At 46.4% G+C, this 18,518-nt stretch carries 14 protein-coding genes; 2 read left to right on the forward strand and 12 right to left on the reverse strand.

Annotated features, from left to right (window positions below):
• Window positions 1-346: 346 nt before the first annotated feature.
• From QZ938_RS09170 to QZ938_RS09180, 3 genes are all read right to left on the reverse strand, one after another.
• Window positions 347-1,150 carry a Uma2 family endonuclease gene (locus QZ938_RS09170; protein WP_293348905.1) on the reverse strand — a complete coding sequence of 268 codons (804 nt, stop codon included), beginning with the start codon at window positions 1,148-1,150 and terminating at the stop codon, window positions 347-349.
• A gap of 140 nt (window positions 1,151-1,290) precedes the next feature.
• Window positions 1,291-2,970: a mechanosensitive ion channel gene (locus QZ938_RS09175; RefSeq protein ID WP_293348908.1), complete on the reverse strand. Its 1,680-nt coding sequence runs from the start codon at window positions 2,968-2,970 to the stop codon at window positions 1,291-1,293.
• A gap of 115 nt (window positions 2,971-3,085) precedes the next feature.
• Window positions 3,086-4,276, reverse strand: coding sequence for a transposase (locus tag QZ938_RS09180; RefSeq protein ID WP_293348911.1), 1,191 nt, complete (start codon window positions 4,274-4,276; stop codon window positions 3,086-3,088).
• 150 nt (window positions 4,277-4,426) lie between these two features.
• Here QZ938_RS09180 and QZ938_RS09185 point away from each other — a divergent pair, with 150 nt between their 5' ends.
• A complete protein-coding gene (locus QZ938_RS09185) occupies window positions 4,427-4,885 on the forward strand; it encodes an SRPBCC family protein (RefSeq protein ID WP_293151130.1) in 459 nt (152 codons plus the stop codon).
• Between the two features lie 132 nt (window positions 4,886-5,017).
• On the opposite strand, the gene QZ938_RS09190 is transcribed toward QZ938_RS09185, so the two are convergent.
• A complete protein-coding gene (locus QZ938_RS09190) occupies window positions 5,018-5,695 on the reverse strand; it encodes an alpha/beta hydrolase (protein WP_293151133.1) in 678 nt (225 codons plus the stop codon).
• Between the two features lie 455 nt (window positions 5,696-6,150).
• Window positions 6,151-6,972, reverse strand: coding sequence for a tetratricopeptide repeat protein (locus QZ938_RS09195; protein WP_293348914.1), 822 nt, complete (start codon window positions 6,970-6,972; stop codon window positions 6,151-6,153).
• A 491-nt stretch (window positions 6,973-7,463) separates the two neighbouring features.
• On the opposite strand from QZ938_RS09195, the gene QZ938_RS09200 reads away from it, so the two are divergent.
• Window positions 7,464-8,684, forward strand: a complete 1,221-nt coding sequence (locus QZ938_RS09200) for a hypothetical protein (protein WP_293348917.1) — start codon at window positions 7,464-7,466, stop codon at window positions 8,682-8,684.
• A gap of 579 nt (window positions 8,685-9,263) precedes the next feature.
• Here the strand turns inward: QZ938_RS09200 and QZ938_RS09205 are convergent.
• The 7 genes from QZ938_RS09205 to QZ938_RS09235 form a co-directional block, all read right to left on the reverse strand.
• Window positions 9,264-10,751: a hypothetical protein gene (locus tag QZ938_RS09205; RefSeq protein ID WP_293151141.1), complete on the reverse strand. Its 1,488-nt coding sequence runs from the start codon at window positions 10,749-10,751 to the stop codon at window positions 9,264-9,266.
• Window positions 10,752-11,188: 437 nt separating this feature from the next.
• A complete protein-coding gene (locus tag QZ938_RS09210; RefSeq protein ID WP_293348920.1) occupies window positions 11,189-11,896 on the reverse strand; it encodes an FHA domain-containing protein in 708 nt (235 codons plus the stop codon).
• A 314-nt stretch (window positions 11,897-12,210) separates the two neighbouring features.
• The gene (locus QZ938_RS09215) at window positions 12,211-13,491 is read right to left on the reverse strand and encodes a VWA domain-containing protein (protein ID WP_293348923.1); all 1,281 of its coding nucleotides are present in this window, start codon (window positions 13,489-13,491) and stop codon (window positions 12,211-12,213) included.
• A gap of 423 nt (window positions 13,492-13,914) precedes the next feature.
• Window positions 13,915-14,889, reverse strand: coding sequence for a protein phosphatase 2C domain-containing protein (locus QZ938_RS09220; RefSeq protein WP_293348926.1), 975 nt, complete (start codon window positions 14,887-14,889; stop codon window positions 13,915-13,917).
• A 261-nt stretch (window positions 14,890-15,150) separates the two neighbouring features.
• On the reverse strand, window positions 15,151-17,337 hold the full coding sequence (locus QZ938_RS09225) for a serine/threonine-protein kinase (protein WP_293348929.1): 2,187 nt from the start codon (window positions 17,335-17,337) through the stop codon (window positions 15,151-15,153).
• 130 nt (window positions 17,338-17,467) lie between these two features.
• On the reverse strand, window positions 17,468-17,746 hold the full coding sequence (locus tag QZ938_RS09230) for a hypothetical protein (protein WP_293363490.1): 279 nt from the start codon (window positions 17,744-17,746) through the stop codon (window positions 17,468-17,470).
• Window positions 17,712-18,221 (reverse strand): SGNH/GDSL hydrolase family protein, encoded by a 510-nt coding sequence (locus tag QZ938_RS09235; RefSeq protein ID WP_293348935.1) that lies wholly within the window; start codon window positions 18,219-18,221, stop codon window positions 17,712-17,714. Before QZ938_RS09235 ends, QZ938_RS09230 begins: the two co-directional genes overlap by 35 nt.
• Window positions 18,222-18,518: the final 297 nt, after the last annotated feature.

Genomic DNA, 18,518 nt, shown 5'->3' on the forward strand with positions numbered 1-18,518 from the left:
GACTTCAGTCCTCTGAATATGCGGACTGAAGTCCGCACTACAAACACTGTAATTTGGTTTGTAGTGAGGACTTCAGTCCTCTGAATATGCGGACTGAAGTCCGCACTACAAACACTGTAATTTGGTTTGTAGTGAGGACTTCAGTCCTCTGAATATGCGGACTGAAGTCCGCACTACAAACACTGTAATTTGGTTCGTAGTGAGGACTTCAGTCCTCTGAATATGCGGACTGAAGTCCGCACTACAAACACTGTAATTTGGTTCGTAGTGAGGACTTCAGTCCTCTGAATATGCGGACTGAAGTCCGCACTACAAACAATATATCTATCGTAGTCCTACGGAAATCTCATTGATTTTTTCCTATTAATCGCTCAACTTCCGATATTTGTAAATTCATCATTTGTGCAACTTGCTCTAAATCCATTCCAGAATTTAACAGTCCAGAAACGAGCGATCGCAAAGCGGATTCCGCCGCCAGCCGTGCAGAATGTTCGGCCAGCCGTGCAGAATGTTCGGCCAGCCGTGCAGAATGTTCGGCCCGCCGTTCTTGTTCCGATTGCTGGTAAGTTTTGAGAAACTCTCCTGTTTGAGGATTTCTAAACCTTAATTCTCCAGAGACTATGTGCAATTCTAGTCCCAATACTTCGCTATACAACCACAGCGTATCAAAAGCAATTTCGTGTGCCAAAATCGGCTGGTACTGGTTGTTAACTAAACGCAATCCTTGCAAGATCGGATTCAAATAATCCCCAGACGGATCGTACTGAAAGTATTCCTTGACTCCCAAACTTTGATAGATTTCTGGTTTAGTTTGTTGGTCTACATCTTGAGTTGTTTCTGATGTTATTTCTAAAACAAACTGCGGGGCGATCCCTGCTTCTTTCCAGATTTGATAAGTATCTCTTTGGCGTTTCCTGACTCCAACTACTACATAGACATCAGGGGCAACTACTGCTGATTTGTTGCCTTGTTCGTAATAGACGAAAGAATTTGCGGATACATAAACATCCGATCGCGTTTCAAAATAAAATTTCAGAGCTTCCACGCTGTAAGTCATGTAATCGCGCGTGATGTCACTTTCCGCCATCGGTTCTCCGTCGCTGCTGGGATATTCTATTTCTGATTGTTCGATAGAAGTTAAAACTGTCACAGTTGAAGCCTCCTCTGTTCTCGCTAATTCGATTTTAGCAGGCTAGAAATTTAATTATTTAATAAAAATACTTTGCCGATCGAGCAATAGACGCTGAAAACCCCGACTTCGCATCCGAAGTCGGGGTTCTGGGTGGAGAATTACAAACGCGGCGTTTTATCTTGTTTAAAAGCCGCCAGCCATCCGCGAAGTTCGTCGGCCGCAATCTCGCGCCCGCCCAAACCAAAAGCTAGAGCAATCCCAACGGCGATCGCCCCGAGCAACAGCCCGAAAGCCAAATTCACAATATCGCTGCCAATGCCCATCTGTTGCAGCGCCAAGGCTCCAACAAAAGCAATCACCGCGATTCGAGCCGTTTGGCCCAAAAGCCGCGCTTGGCGAGTTCCAGAGCTAGCAATCAAACTAAACGCCAGATTCGCCAAATACAAGCCGATCGCAAATACCACCAAACCAGACAGCACCCTACCAGCAACCAGCACAATACCGCTAACAATCGCAGTCAGCGCTGGAATCTTCAGCACGTCGGTAGCCGCCACCACAGCAAACAGCATGATGCCTACCTGCACCACAATGCCGAGCAATTGCGAAGGCGTGCGTGCGGGAACATCCGGTTCCTGAAGTACGGTTGCGTCGGGATCCGTCGAACTCGACGACGGTAGTTGCAGCGGCTGTTTCGGCTGCATTCCCAACCAAGAAAAGACATTGTTAAAGCCAATTCCCGTCAAGATATTCGTCACCAAATCGCCGATCCAGCGCCCCAAAATGTAAGCAACCGCGAGAATTATCGCTGCTGTAAAAATGTTGGGAAGCGCGCCCAGAATCGTATTGAGCATCGCGATCGCCGGCAAGGAAATCGCCTGGATGTCCAAAGCGTTCAAAGCTGCGATCGCCGTAGGAATCAAAATCAACACATAGACAATTGTGCCGATAATCCACGACAGCGATTGTCCGCCGGAGCTCCGGGAAATGCCAAAGCGAGCGCCCAAACTGTCCGCGCCAGCAGCAGCCAGCAGATTCGTGACAATCCGCTGCACCACTTGAGCCAGCAGCCAGCCCACAAACCCAATCAGCACAGCTTCCAGAATCTTCGGAATTGCCGCCAAAATTTGGTTCAGCAAATTATTCACCGGCAGCAGAGCCTGCTGTAAATCCAGCGATTCGAGAACCAACGGCAAAAACAGCAGAAAAATGAACCAATACAGCGCATTCGCCAGAGTATCGCTCAGTAGCAAAGGAGTCTCGGTGGGTGCAGTACCCACTTGCTGGTTCAAGCGCTCGTCTACGCCAAAAGTCCGCATCGCCCGCGATAGAGCCAATTTGGCAACTGTCGCCACCACCCAAGCAATCCCCAAGAAAATCAGGGCTTTGGCTAACTTCGGCAAAGCACCAGCAATTTGGTTGAGAAAAGTATTCAGCGGTTGCGAGACAGCCGTGAGATTCAGCCGGTTGAAAAAGGCAACTAGGAAAAAGATAAAAATGATCCAGAATACCGCTGCGGAAATAATTTTTTCCACTTGCGGAGATCCTTCTCCTTCCGGGCGCCCGGTAATCCAAGCAGCCAGTCGGTTGTCGATCGTCGTTTTCTTGAGCAATCCGCCGACTAGCGATGAGACGAGGGCTGATACGATCAAGCCAATTAGCAGGATCCCGATCGCCCAGACGAGATTTTCAATGTCTTTGCCCGCAAATAGATTGTTTAATCCCCGCTCCGCTTCTGAGAGCGGATTCGGGGCTACCTGGGCCTGTGCCAAAAGGCGATCGGACAAAGCCACTATTGGCCCCGATATCGGTTGAGTTATTTCTTGCCAAGTTTCATTCATTTTTTTCTCAGGTTAACGTCAGATTTTGACAGGAGAAGACGAAACTTTAAGAATAGTTCCACCAAATCTAGACCTCGCCTAAATTTAATGTTTGTACGCTTAAAAGCGTACTGGGTTAACTACAAAACCCTCGATCGAATTTGGGATCGATCCATCTCCGACTGCTTTTGGGCCAATCTTCATTCAAAGAACCGCTGACAGCGGCATTTATGAGTTGTCCGCTTTGGGTTCTGAACAATCCCCTTTTTACTCTACAGCCAATGTACTCAGATTTTTGTTGAATTGGTTCCAAATCCAAGGCAGAACACTTAGATGTGTAACTCTCCCCTACTAACAGAACTTGAATTTCAGCAATTTGTCCTTTGTACTGCAACATTTGCACGAGCCGGCGATGCGGAATGCAGGCAAATTTTTGAGGGTTAACCTTGCCAGGATTAATCCCATCTTTCAAATCCTGGTTCCCGCCTATAACCAGCAAGCCAATTTGATGATTGACGAGTTCTTTAATAATTGCGGAACTCGTTATGTGGAGGTAATAATCCACTTTGCAGTTACGCTTGTGCCACAAATTGGCGACTTTTTTACTGTTTTTTTGGGTGGCGGGCAGCAACGATTTCAATGTTGATGAAACCCGATTGCAGTATTGGTTAGTTGACTTGAGTGCCCGTCCGTCGTAGATTTTCGGTACTAACCCAGCAATATTGTAGATTAATGTTGCCAGATTGTTTAATTCTAAATCTATGGCAGCTACTCTATGATTAACTTGTAAAGGCTGTTCTAACTTTTTATGAACGACCTCGACAATATAACAACCAACCTTAAGAACAATCCTGATTTCTAGAATCCAGGTAACTTTTGATGCCAACCAAATATTAGTCCCAGAGGGATGAGCGTATACTTTTTTTAAGACTTTTTTGCAGGCAGCTTGAGAATCCAATACAACTACATAGCGCCAGCCTGCTCTTTTTCGCTCTTTTGAATCTTGATAATCAGGGATTTTGGGTGCTGCTTTAAATTTAGTTGGGTCTTCCCGATAGTTTCGCACCGCTACATGATATCTAGTCCATGCTTTGAGGAGTAAACCGAGGGTGCTTTTTGCTACCTTTGCCGGAAGTGCTTTGTAATCTGAAGTGGTTTTGAACGCGCGATCGGCAGCCCAATGGTTTGTTTGTTCGTTAGCGAAAAAGTTTTGACAGTAAATGTAGTTAGCGCAGTTGTAAAGATTTTTGTACAGCCATGAAAGTCGATCGGCTTCTCGATAAAACCTATAACTTGGTTTGATGACGTGCTTTTCAACTAACTGCATAATTTGGTATATATACTGTTATTTCCCGATGATACACTGTATTTAGGAGTGTGTCAATGTTTTACTTTATGCAAAAATTGACGTTATAACTAAGTAAATAACTCTCTTAGTAAGCAAAGTCTTACAATACCCTCCTTGTTGCAGGTTTCCATGTCTATTCGTCAAGTTTTCGAGCAATCCATTGAAATTCGCGCTGCTGCTACGTTGGTGGAGCGTTGTATAGTCGATCGCACTTTAATGCACAAATGGCTCAATCCGCTGCTGCGTTGCGATCCCGAGGGCGAATGGGATACTGCTGTAGGAAGTCGCAGTTTATTTATCATAAAAATTCCCGTTTTGCAACCCACTTTAGAGAGTGTTGTGTTGGAGCGACAACCCGGTTTAATTGTATGGGGGTTCGACGGATATTTCAAAGGATGCGATCGCTGGGAATGCCAGCCCCAAATCCAAGGGACTCTCTTGATTAACCGCTTTGAATTTCAAATTCCCAATCCTTTAATTAGATTTGGATTCAATCGCTTTGCAGCCCCTTGGACGCAAAAAGATATGAAAAGCCAACTGCGCCGGCTCAAACGGGTAGCCGAGCAATTATCTCAACAAATTGGCTAGGGCATCGGGCATCGGGCATCGGGCATCGGACATCGGTAATTGATAATTGGTAATCGGTAATTGGGAATGGGTGAAGCAAAATCCGCAATCCCCAATTACCAATTACTAATTCCCAATCCAGAGCAAAATGATTTACTTCCCAGCCCCCGATGATGAGTTGGGCTGACAAATCATTTGTCTTGCTTGACCAGCCGTACTTTGCAAACCCGGGGAATTCTGATACATAGCTTGCAAATCTTGGACATCTTTAATCACTCGCTGGTAGATAGCCATCGCTTGATTGCCATCAACTTCTAACGCAGGAGGAGTGTAATTTTGCATCACTTCCATCAGCGATATTTTGCCATCTTTGGAAGCTGCGACTAAAGCATCGCGCAGTGCCGGCGCGCTTTGTGCCTTTGTAGCCGGGGTATAAGCAACTTCGCCCAATTGTTTGAAAACAATTTCCCCAAAATAAGTATTTGCCAGCCGCGAGACTATTTGGGGATCTAAAGCCACTTCTCGCGTTAATATTTCGCGCACCGATTCGGGAGTTTGTTTCGCAAGACTCAAAACGCTTTGCAATTGAGATGATGGTTTGCCGGTTTGTGCAAAGCTTTGCAAATCGCTCATGGGTAAAGTTACGTCAACAGCACCGTATTTTACAGTAACTTTGTCTAATGCAAAGGCTTTGCCACTGCTCAGCAATACTGTACTTGTTCCCACCAAAAGCGCCAAACCTAATGATAAAGACTTTGAGATTCTTTTGGCTAAATGGGCTGACTGCGGTTGCATTCCGTTGAGATAACCTTGTTGAAACTTAAAGTTCATGAGTTTATGCCTCTTTACGTCAAAATACTTTTTCGTTCGATCGAATGCCCAGGTATCAGTCGGGAAAGTGGACTCAGGTGTTCCTTCATTCAGTTGACTGCTTGACAGTTGACTGCTTGACAGCGACCTCTCTCTACCTGGAAGTCCGAGGATTGGAGTAATTAATCATCTGTTTTTAATTTCTCCCGATCGGGCTTGGGGCTTTAAACCTATTTTTTCGGGTAAATGACCTAGTCATTTTACAGTCATGTCTGTCAAATTGAACCTATCAAAAGATAGGTGTTAATTGACATTTTATATGTTATACTCCGACTTTTGACAATTTTATATACCTTTGCAAAACTTATAAAAGCGAGATTTGGCGATCGCCCCGCGAGTATATAGATTGTCGGTTTCACCTGTGATATTGTGCGAGCCAATAGCTGCAAGCTTGACTAGCGATCGCAAATTTAAGTTTAGTTTTGGTCGAGCCTTTCGAGCAATAGGCGAATTCTAGCAGCATCCTCAGCATTCGGAGCATTTGTCAGGTATAATTCCAAATCGTGCCGCGCCTCGGCCAAGCGCCCCAGTTGATAATAGAGAATTCCGCGATCGCGCCTTTCCCCCAGTGCATCAGGAAACAGCAGCAAAAGCCGATCGATCGCCGCCAGAAACCTCATAGCGTCACCCTGTTGGAAGTAAATCGCCTTCAGATTTCCCAGCATTCGCCCCAATAACTGCCGCGGACTTACTGGCGCGAGAAAAGCCGGCTGCAACTCCATAGGTTGACCGTAAATTTGACTAAGTCTCCCTTGACAATCTTCAGGAAATAGTATCTCACCGCCATTAAAGGCATCCACAAAAATCCCAGCATCCTCAAAATTCGGCCTAATCAAAAAATGTCCCGGCATCCCAATCCCCACCATCGGAAAATCAATCCGCTTAGCAACCTCCAAATAAACCAAAGATAAAGAGATGGGAATACCAGTGCGGCGATCGATCACTTGATTCAAAAAGCTATTGCGGGGGTCGTAATAATCAGCATTATTGCCTGAGAATTCCAAATCGTCATACAAATAGCGGTTAATAGTTTGAATGATCCGCAGTGGATAATTCTGTGGCGGGAGGCGCAAACGCACTCGATCGGCGATCGTGTCAAGCGCGCTGAGATAATCCAGAGGCTCAAAATTTGGGTATTCTTCCAAAGCCATGTACAGCGCAGCTTTCGCCAGATCGATCGCAGCGTCTGGCTGATTAATTTCTTGATAAAAGAGTTGTCTGGCGATCGTCAAATTCATATTTATGATTGATTAATTTTTTAATAAACATCGTGCGAGATTGCCTCTCGCCTATTTAAATTGTATATCCTGATTGAGAGGGAGCGAGGGAGAAGGGCAGAGGAACATAGAATTCTCCACAGTCATCGAAAGATACAATTTAAATGCCGCAACAGCTTAGGCATCCCGCGAATAACCTATGAATGGCAGAATGCGAGTTCGATCTGGAGCATCTCAGTTTTACATTATTATAGTGGGAGCTTAAGAACTCGCATATTGTACAATACGCAAGTTCGCGACAGCTCGCACTCAAAGAAAAAATGCTTTTGACAAAACCCAGATGCACCCGAATGCGAGTTCGATCGAAGATGGCAGAGACTCCTATTTTACCCTGAAATTCAGCTTCGGGAATACATCTGGACTCATTTAGATAGAGACAATACTTTAATTTAGAGTTTAAATTGATAAAATGGTAATCTACTGCACAAATATAGATAATCGAAATTGTAACCGTGAATGTAGAACAAATCGATCGCCTGCTAGCCCAGTGGAAACAGAATCTCGATCGCATCAGTCAAAATCTGATTGACTTGCATGGATTGCCAACTTATCAACAACTGACTGCAATGCCGTCTGACGTTGAGTTGACTGGCAAAACAAAAGCAAAGGTTGTTCCCGCACTCAGTGCGATGAATGACCTCTTTCAGAATTTTGATTTGTTAGTGAAAACGATCGATCGCGCTGTGATACTCCGCAAGCAAGTTCCTAAGTTTTTGAGTTCCAGTGCAGAATCTCAACTGCGTGAAATTGAATATCTTTTAACGGGAAATTCGATTCAACTTGGCGAACAACAAATTCCTCTAGCACAGCGAGACTTGCTAAGTGCAGCCCAAACCCAAAATGCAATTGCACCTGCGAAATTACTGGAAGTGATGACTGCTGCTTTTCAAGTCGCGAAGGATGTGGTTGTCGCAGTGGAGACGGCACAATCGCATTTAGCAGCACAACTGACGCGATCCCAAACTGAAATGCGATCGATCCAAGCTTTAGCTGACTCTCTCGGTGTTCGGACGAGTAATGAACTAGCAGTTGCCCAGCAAAAGTTGCTCGATTTTGGCGATCGCATTATCTGCGATCCTTTAGGTGTCAGCGATGAGTTCGAGCGAGAAATTGAACCAATTATCATTCGAGCGAGACAGTATTTAGAAGAAATCGCTCGGGAAAAAGCATCGGTTAAACAAGAATTATTTCAAGCGCATCAACTTCTGCAAAACTTAATTCATTTAAATCAGCAACATCAAACTATTTTTGCAGAGTATCAGGAAAAAATAACAGAAACTGCAACACGATCGCAGCCTTTAACAAATGAACAAATTGAAGCTTTAAATCAGTGGCTTGCTCGGCTAGAAATTAAATTTAAAGAAGGCATATTGCAACCTGTTAAGATTGGTTTACATAATTGGCATATCAGAACGCAAGAATATTTATCCGCTCAACAGCAAGCTTGTACAGACAATCAAACTGCCCTAGAAATGCGTCAAGAATTGCGAGGACGACTCCAGGCACTGCAAGCTAAAGCATTAGCCAAAGGGATGGCAGAAAACGAATATTTGAGTCAAATTGCCCAACAAGCTAAGGACTTATTATATACTCGACCCACTCCTTTAGAGCAAGCAATCCAGCTTGTCAGTGAGTATGAAAAGGTATTGAATCGTTCTTTTAAGTCGATATAATATCGTATACGATCGATTGACCGCAATAAGTTAGGTTCGTAGTGTGGACTTTAGTCCGCAGTATGTTGCGGACTAAAGTCCACACTACGAACGGTTTTTGTTATGGTAATCGACCGGACTTGATATAACTGACATCTTGCACCATTATCAATAGGAAGAATTTCATGTTTGCAAAAAACATTTATTTTGACAGTCTGATATGTCGTAGTAGGGTGCGTCAGCCACTTCTCTTGGCTCCCCATCTAAAAATTCTACGGTGTACACACAAGTCGAGTTGGAAATCAATTGACCCAAAAAAAACGGAAATTTATTTTTTTAATCCTTGATTTCCCGTCACCCATTATCAATAATTTAAAACTATTGATAACGATCTCGATTGTCTAAAAACCTTGCCGACTAAGGGTTGTGTCAGACACAGCCAGGTTTTGGCAAGTTGTGTGTACACGGTAGATCTAAAAATTAGGCTAATGGCTGACGCACCCTACAATATCTACAATAATCGCGAGCTCTTTGGCGAGCGATCGCACTGCATTCAATTGACATTGGTGCATGATTTTCGATAACCAACTCGCTGGAATATCAAGAATATTCCTTCAAACGCAAATTGAGTCCCAAAAACGTTAAAATAGCGATCGCACTAATTAACCCCAGACTGAATATCTCAACTTGGTACGTATTTTTAAACGCTCGATCGAGCATAGCCCCCTGCAAAATATCATCACTTGATTGCTTAGATTTATCTGGCACGTACCCCACACTTTGGAACCCTCGATCGAGATTAGTCGTAAACGCTGTAAAATTAATTTCGGTGACATCCTGGTGTTGCTTAAGGAATTGCTGGAACGCCCAATTAGATTGCCCCCGATCGTTGCCCGTACACAGTGCGATCGCTTCAGCTTTTTTGCCGCTATTTGCCAGCGATCGAATCTGTTTGTCTATGTTAACATAAACCCCAAATGCCGATAACATTTCCACCGCCGCGTCTCGCTCTCCACTAAAGGTAATATTGGCAAATTCTTCGGCGAATAATCCACTAAAGCCCGCGACATCCTTGACGTTGGATTGCTTGAATTCTTTAGCTAGGGATTCAAAATTTAAATTGCCGGGGATGACGACAATTTTTGCCATTTTCTCAACAAAGTTGCGTTCGTGTTGAGGCGCCAATTCTCGATCGAGTAAATAGCGGCTTTCATCGGCATTGGCACTGTAGGCAATAGCGCGAGCCTGTCGCAACGGTAAAAGCGAGTTGAAGGCATCCTCCTTGGCGACTTTCAGATGATAGGAAGCCGCATTTAGTGCATTGGTGATATAAAAGAAAAAGACGATCGCACATAGGGTAGCTCCCAGCAAATAGGGATTGAGATTGCGGCGCATCCGGTGGTAGAGAAACAGTTGTAATAGTCCCAATACGACAAGTGGCAAGAGGTTGCCAATAACTGCGAGAAACAAGAGGTTAGCCGATCGAGCTTTTTGTGAGATATAAGCTCGATCCAGACTCTCTAAGTTAACCTTCTGCAATTGTTCGGCAGCAGGCAGTAAAATCGAGTCCAAAATGTTTGCTGCTTTGCGATACGCCTCCAAAAGCGATCGCGAATCGCCCCGTTCATTCGCCAATCGCGCCCGTTCGATTTGCGTCATGTAGTCCCCCAACGATAGGATCAGCGTGCGAATCTGTTGGCGTTCTGCATCCCCCTCCGTAATGTTCTCCGCCGCTAAAGCTAGGAGTTTAGACAGTTTTTCTTGCCGTTTCCGATACTCTTTAACTGCTTCAGGATTCTCGCCCGGTTTGACGAGCAATTCGTTAGCAGCATTGGCATCCAAATCGGCGAGGCTATCTTTAATTCGCTGGGCAGTTAAGACGCTGGGTGCGGTATTTTTGCCGATGGTTTCGATCGCATCGCGCTGCATTTTCACTGCTTGATTGGCAGTCCCCAAGGCTAAAAGGCTGACTCCCCACACCAGGTACAATCCCCATCGCAGAATCTGAGGGGTGGTGAATTTGGTTTGCCAATTTGCGATCGAACTTGGTTTTTTTCTTGAATGAGAATTGCTAGTAATTTGGCTCATAGATTTTGTAATTGGTAAGTGGTCAAAAGATGCGGACTTAAGTCCGCACTACGAACCGTGAATCTGAGGGGTGGTGAATTTGGTTTGCCAATTTGCGATCGAACTGGGCTTTTTTCTTGAATGAGAATTGCTAGTAATTTGGCTCATAGATTTTGTAATTGGTAAGTGGTCAAAAGATGCGGACTTAAGTCCGCACTACGAACCGTGAATCTGAGGGGTGGTGAATTTGGTTTGCCAATTTGCGATCGAACTGGGCTTTTTTCTTGAATGAGAATTGCTAGTAATTTGGCTCATAGATTTTGTAATTGGTAAGTGGTCAAAAGATGCGGACTTAAGTCCGCACTACGAACCGTTTTTGTTATTCTGGCAATCTATCGGACATGATATAATTTGTCAGTGGTGGGGCGGTTTATCTCTATCACCGATTTGCCTGCTAGTTAAGACTGAGTAACATTAACAGTCAGCTTTGTCCAATGTCCTAATGTAATTTCATCCCGATTTTTCAAACTAATATCTGTCATCGGCACAACTTCAATTCCATTGAGAAACGTACCGTTGGTAGAACCGATATCGCGCAGGATTAATGCCCCATCTGGTTGGCGGTGAATGACGGCGTGGCGGTGGGAAATGGCATCGTCCAAATCGAGGGCGAGATCTGGATAAATGGCGCGGACATCGCTAGTGCGTCCGATGAGGGTACTGGGTTGTTCCAGAGGGAAAGTTAGGGGTGCAAACGCGGGCGGTTCCGGGCTACCTTCGCAGCCCAAAGTGCGATCGACTGTGATGAGGAGTTTGGGAGTGCCTGTAGCTGTGGGTGAGGTAGATGTCGCGGAAACACGGGTTGCGCCCGCATTTATAGTACCCGCATCCGGGTTAGAAGAGGCGATTTGCGAAGCGATCACTTTGGGAATTGGAATTTCTCCACTCGCACCGGTGACGAAGTTATAGCCACAAATTTCGCAGAAGTTGCCGCTATCTTCCTCGTGGGGAGTCGCGCAATCGGGACAGTTAATGGTAGCTGTGGCAACTCGAACGGGCGGACTTTTGGCTTCGACAGCAGCACCTCCATTAATCTTCGCGCCGCATTCCGAACAATAATCGGATTCGATCGATTCGTGACCTTTTGGACACTGATAGACTGACATAATTATTTATACGATTTTGGATTTTGGATTTTGGATTGCAGATTTTGGATTGTATAGCAACCGCCAGATAGGTTAGGACATAAATCAATACGATCGCGATCGGAGATTCTCACAGGGAAAACTAATGAAAAATAGACACTCTTGTTTGCTTCGTTCCTCGCAATGACAATCTTAACTGAACCGTATCGAGACATAAATAATGTCATAAATAGATCCTAATACCCTTGAGCAGAAACGGTTAGATGCTCGTACTATGTAACTGTCAACTGTCAACTGTCAACTGTCAACTGTTAACTGCTATAGATTTGGGATGGCTAATTTCTCGAAATTCGTGCCGTTTTAGTCGATCGAGTTTCCAATGCCATTTCGTCTTCCTTCGCCACATTCCGCTTCAAACGAACTGTTCCCGTGGGTGCATCTTCCACCTCCACCACCTGGCGCAGCAGTTTCGCCGTCGCCTCATTACCAGAGTCATGGGCGAGTTTGACAGCCCTTCCCAGCTTAGCCGTTGCCGCCTCTACATCACCTTTATCGCGGGCTTCGAGTCCTTCCTGAATGGTTTGCGCGAGTTCAGCTTGCCCGGTGTAGTGTGCCACTCGCCGATCGATTTTCGTAGATTTCTGTTCGTCATCCGTCCACACCGCTAGAATCCGCGCCTCGGTAATTTTTGTTTCCACCCCATCAGCGGTGTAAATTAAACTCGCCCGTCCCGCCAGCATCTCATCTCCCACATTTCCGGGATTAACCTCAATGCAGAAGTGGTAATCGCGCGATTCAGCCGTTCCCCAAGCCCCTGTCTGATAGTCGCAAACTTGCGGTTTAATAGATTGAGCGCGATCGGTCAAATCGACAATTTCGGGACTAACTTGCTTGCAGAATCGCACCTTTGCCCCTTGGGGAGTCCACAAACGCAAGGCGACATCACTCACCGTTTTAGTCATTGCTTGGGCGAGAATGGTTTGGAAATCCGCTTCTATTTGCACCGCGTTGGGGATGATATCGGTGGTTCCGAGTAGCCTGTTGGCAATGAACTGAAGCTGCTTGACGCGCCAGTCGGTTCCCACCCCCCGACAATCGCACTGGAATACACCTTCGCACGCTTGCAACACGTTTTCCAGGCGTTTTTGGTCGGAATCATCGTTCTGCCCGTCGGTAAGCAATAGGGCTTGTCTGACGGCATTGGGCATCTGTTTGAACTGCGTTAGTGCAGCTTCAAGCCATTGGGAAATTAATGTACCGCCACTGGCTTGGACTTCTTTAATTTGCGAAATGGCGCGGGCTTTGTTTTCTGCTGTGGCTGGGGAAGTGGGAAAAATTACCTGGGCGCGAGTGGAACCTACCACGATAAAAAAGGAGGTATCCGCCGGAATTAACTGCACGAGTTTAATCATCGCATTTTTGGCGGCGTGGATTTTTGCGCCCTGCATCGAACCGGAAATATCGCAGATAATCCCGAAGAGTTTGCCTCCTGTTTGAGGTGCGATGCCGATGGTTTCGTCCCCACGGACGGTGACGGTCATAATGGCATTGACTTCTCTGGAACCTTGATGCAGGTAGGGATTTTGGAAGACTTCGGCTTGGAATTGGGTAGACATAGTTTTTGAGTTGTTGAGTAAATTTTGAGTAAATGCGATCGATGCTTTGTTTCAGTAAAAATGATGCTAATTTACAGATTGAGAAAAGAGATTAGAGTGTAGGTTGACAGAAATTCGATCGCACAATCTCAGAAACCGGGTTTCTTTTTATATGCTTCGTACTCAGCAGACATTATTCGTATAAACCCGGTTTGTCGTCACTCAGCGATAGAATTGCGATCGCACATTCCCCAATTTTATCAAAAAGGGCGATCGTGAATCTCTCGTTGGGTGGGGGCAGGTTTATTAAGATTGTTGGTACTCATTAGATATGGTTGGCGAACCTGCCCCTACAGGTTAATGCAGAACGTTGCAATATCTTATTTACATCCCGTACACTGCTGCCGCAGCAGAACTTCCTTCTTCCTTCATATAATATTATCCTCAAACGATTAACAGAGTGACAGTAATGTTATCTCGACCGCCACAAGAGCGAGCAAATTCTACGAGATGGCGCCCCATGCCGATCGCATCTTCTGAAGCATTGCCCTTGACAAGATCGGCGAGTTGTGGAGCGTCGGGTGCATAATTCCACAATCCATCCGTACAAAGTAACAAATATCCAGAGCCGGGAATCGGAAACTGCACCATCGAAGGAATCGCATCATTTTTAGCATCCACACCCAGCCAGCGCGTAATGGCATGAGCTTTATCGGACTTGCTAGCTTCGGCTGCGCTCATTTGTCCCGATGTAACTATTTCGTTAAACCAAGAATCATCTCGCGTCAGCAGTTGGGGATTTTCCCGATCGATCCAGTAGGCGCGACTATCTCCCAACCAAGCAATTGTCGCGATCGAATTTTGGACGACTGCGGCTACAATCGTCGTCGAAGGTGCATCTTGATTCAAACTTCTATGAGGAATAACACAGACTTCATTGAGTGCGGCAGCGATTCCGTGTTGGAGAGCTGTTTCTGGAGGGAGATGTTGTTGCAGAGCAGTGACAACGGCATCTCTGGCACCTTCTGCCGCTGCTTTTGATGCCAATTCGGGAAACTGAGAACTCGACACCCCATCGCAGGCGATCGCAATATAAGTGTTGCTGCTTTCTATTACCGCACAAGCCAAGTAATCTTCATTGCGTTCGTGTCTCAATCCCCGATCGCTCACTCCCGCAAAATTAGGCTGAAGATTCACTTCCATGCGATCGGTTTCTCGGACTTGCCGGCGTTCATTCTTAAACCCGCAAACCGAACAGTATCCATCGGCATCGATCGCCTCTGGTGCCGCGCCGCATTTATTGCATAGTTTTGTAGAATTTTCAGTAACATTGACGGGTGCATTGACCAGTGGCGTACCGCATTCTTCGCAAAAGCGATCGTCTGTTTGAACTACAGCTTCACAGTTGGGACATTGCATAGTTTGGGTCTTAAAAAAGCATGAGTAACAAGAAAATATGGCGGTTCAAACCGCGACTACAGGAGTAAAACCTGCCTGCACAGGTTAAAAATTCCTGAGTCCCTCTGAACTCGGACTTCGTTTCTGTAGGAGTGATATCGTTTCCGGTTGCATCAGAATGATTTAACCGCGAAGGCGCAAAGGACGCAAAGGAAGAGAAGAGAGAGATTAATACAGGACGATGCTAACGGATTTGATATGAATTCCATTCGCTTTCCTCTCCTACAACCATGTTCTCGGACGCACGCGATTCGCCTCATCAACCAAACGAATCTTTTCCGCTCCCGTGGATAAATGTGCCATGGCGCGCAAGGCTTTTTCTAACCCTTTTCTCAGCTCTACTTCTTGCAGTTGATGACCCAAAAGGACGATCGCCGATGGCTGAATCGCTTTTGAAGCGATCGATCCTAGGGCCGTTTCTAAAAGCTGTTTCGTCAAGCGGTGCCGCTCGATGCCTTCGAGCGTTAAGGCTTCGAGCGTCGTGGCTGCTAGGCTCAACTCCTTGGCTCCTGGTGCGGTATGTTTTGGATCGATCAGCATCCGCGCCGTTTCCACCCGCGATCGCACCGACAAATTCGAGGTTGGCGGCACTCGTCGCAACGCCTCCACCGCCGCCTGACGATCGCCTGTGGCACTCAAACACCTGGCCAAGCCAAACGTCGCGCTAACGTAACTGGGGTCAGTCCGACACACGCGATCGTAAAGCTTAATTGCCTGCTTGCGATCGCCTGCCAATTCCGCCGCCAGCGCCAATCCCAGTTGGGGAGCCAGTTCCCCCGGCAGTTCCGAGTAAACGCGATCGAACTGTTCCTGTGCCGGTTTTGCCTGACCCCGCGCCAGCAGCAACCTACCGCGATACCAACGCACCCGCCAATCCCAAACATCGAGTTGTTCGGCTTGCGTTAGTGCCGTTTCGGCGGCTGGATAGCGGCGAATCTCGATCGCACTGTCAGCCAGTCGGAGTAAGGCTTCGCGAGAGTTGGGATACTGCTGCACCACCTGCTCCAAATTCACCTGACGTTGTATGGGATCGGCGATCGCTTGGGCATTCAATACGGCGTTAAAAGCTGGATCGTTGCTATCCATCGTCGGTACGGGCAACTGTCGGAAGTCCGCGCCAATCGGTTCCAAGTCTGAAGATGCCGTCAGCGCGAGCATATCCGAGCCAAACAGGGTACTGGCAGCCGGATGCGGCGTATTTGTTTCCAGCGCCACCACTTCCCGCAACACGCCCAACAATCGATCGGCCATTTCCTCCGCCGACTGGAAGCGATCGTCAGCGTTGTACGCCGTGGCTTTGAGCAAGAAGCGATAGAGGGATTCTTGGTGGGCAAATAGGGGCTCTTCTTGCGGACTGGGTAACTTGTACTGGTGTTGTTTGCTGAAGCCCGAAATGTTCGTCACCAAGACGGCGAGGGTGCGGGCGATCGTGAATAAATCCGAGACGATGGTGGGCCCTTCTCCTGCTTCCGGTGCGCTGTACCCCACCGTTCCGTAAATGTCCCCATCTAAGTCGTCAATGCGCCGCACCCCACCCATATCGATCAGTTTCACGTCATTGCTTTCGAGCATGACATTATCCGGTTTGAAGTCGCAATAAACTAAACCTTGAGCGTGCAGGTAGGCAAAAGCGCCGAGAATGCGGTGAATGTAGGCGATCGCTTCAGCAACGGGTAACACTCCGCGCGTCTTGCGAATCTCCTTGAGCGTCTGACCTCCAACGTACTCCATAATGATGAAGCCTTCGTTGAGGTGATTGACGAAGTTGTAAATCCCAACGATGTTGGCGTGTTTGACAGAGGCGAGGAATTGGCGTTCGGCTACAGCAACGGCGGCGCTGGCTTCATCCTCCGTGTTGAGCAACCCTTTAAGAACGACGTAGCGCGACAGACTCCTATCAAATCCCAAATAGATCCAGCCGAGTCCCCCATAGGCGATCGCACCTTTGACTTCGTACTGGTTAATGACGCGATCGCCCGGTTTGAGGCTGGGAACGAAGGAATACTTATGGCCGCACTTCGGACAAAACCCTCTTTCCCGACTTAAAGCGTTGTTGCAACTGGAACAGAAGCGTTTGTTTTCCGGGACGACGGCTTCTGCAAGCAGCGCCTTTTCCGGTTCAGTGGAAGGAAGTTCCGGAATCGACACCAATCCCGCACCTAATTGTTTGCGGCTGCTTCTAGAGGTGCTACCCGTGCGCCGGGAACTGCGGCTGCTTGGGGAGGATGAACCCGTCGGCGTACTGGCTGTGGGTGAGTTAGTTCTGGATACGCTTGCGTTCGATGCAGTGGGGAGAGGGGAGGAGAGCAGCCGTTCAGCGGTTTTGACGGCCGCCATGCCGCAGACATCACAATAGCCATCTTCGATCGTTCCCGTACAACCCGATTTTTGGCATTTATCGCCATCCATTTTTACAGATTTCCTTAAGCAAGAATTGGTGTATGGTGGATTCTTTCAGTATGCGCGATGAACCCAAGTTCAGCGATATTCGAGATAGCTTTGCAATAGAATTTAACGAAATTTAACGATGACCATCCTGTTAATCCTTTTTATCTAAAAAAGCCACTATTTTTAATAAAGCTTCACGATAGATTTTTTTCCCATCAGCATTAAGGTGAACGCCATCCGAAGTCAAAGTAGCCTTCAAAGCTTTACCTTCAAATAACGGCTGCAAGCCAGCTTCATCAATTGATAAATTTTCAGCAGCAGCAACCGGGCGGAGCAACTGATTAAACTTATCGACTCTCGGAATCGGAGCAGCAACAGTAATATCGCGGCTGGCCTCAACAGTCGAATAAAAAGCTGGCAACAAAATCACCTGTTTCGCCCCCCATATCTTTTTTAACAGTGCTAATTATTTGGCGCATATTTTGGACAAATTGTCCGTCCATAGTTTTGTAAATAGCATCATTCGTTCCTAGAGCAACAATCGCGCGATCGCACTTAACTCGAACAGCCGTTAAAAACTTAAGCTGTTCCAACTGAGAAATCGCACTCATGCCGCCGATCGCAAAATTGAAAGAATTGTCACCCAGATTATTCCCCAGCATCGAAGTGATCGAATCTCCCAAAAAACAAGTTTTGATATGCGCGTTCCGAGTCACAGCAACTTGATACTTTACCTCATCTTGCCACCAAGACTGAGAACTCAGCGTATCCGTCGGCAATTCCAGATAATTTGCATTCGCCATTACCAAAGTTCTGCCCAAATAGCCCCGCTTCCCTGCGTAAATCAAAATAATAGATAGCAAAACTACATTTAACACAATCGAAAATATAAAAACATTTTTCATTTTTTCCTTCCCAACGCACAATCTATTATTGTCATCTAAAAAAGGTTTGTAGTGAGGACTTCAGTCCTTCTTTTTGCGGGTCAAAATGCTCACTACAAACGATTATCCAAAAAAAATCTTTATTTTATTCTAGTCTGATGCCGACTTGAATTCCTCACTACAAATCAAATTCTGAAACATTTCTTCTCTCTTCTCTTCCTCTCTGCGTTCTCTGCGCCCTCTGCGGTTCAAAAAAACAATTCTGTATGTAACGCAAATCTTACAGATTACATTCAACACAATCGAAAATATAGAAAC

This window comes from Microcoleus sp. CAWBG27 (assembly GCF_020883145.1).
Taxonomy (GTDB): Bacteria; Cyanobacteriota; Cyanobacteriia; order Cyanobacteriales; family Microcoleaceae; genus Microcoleus.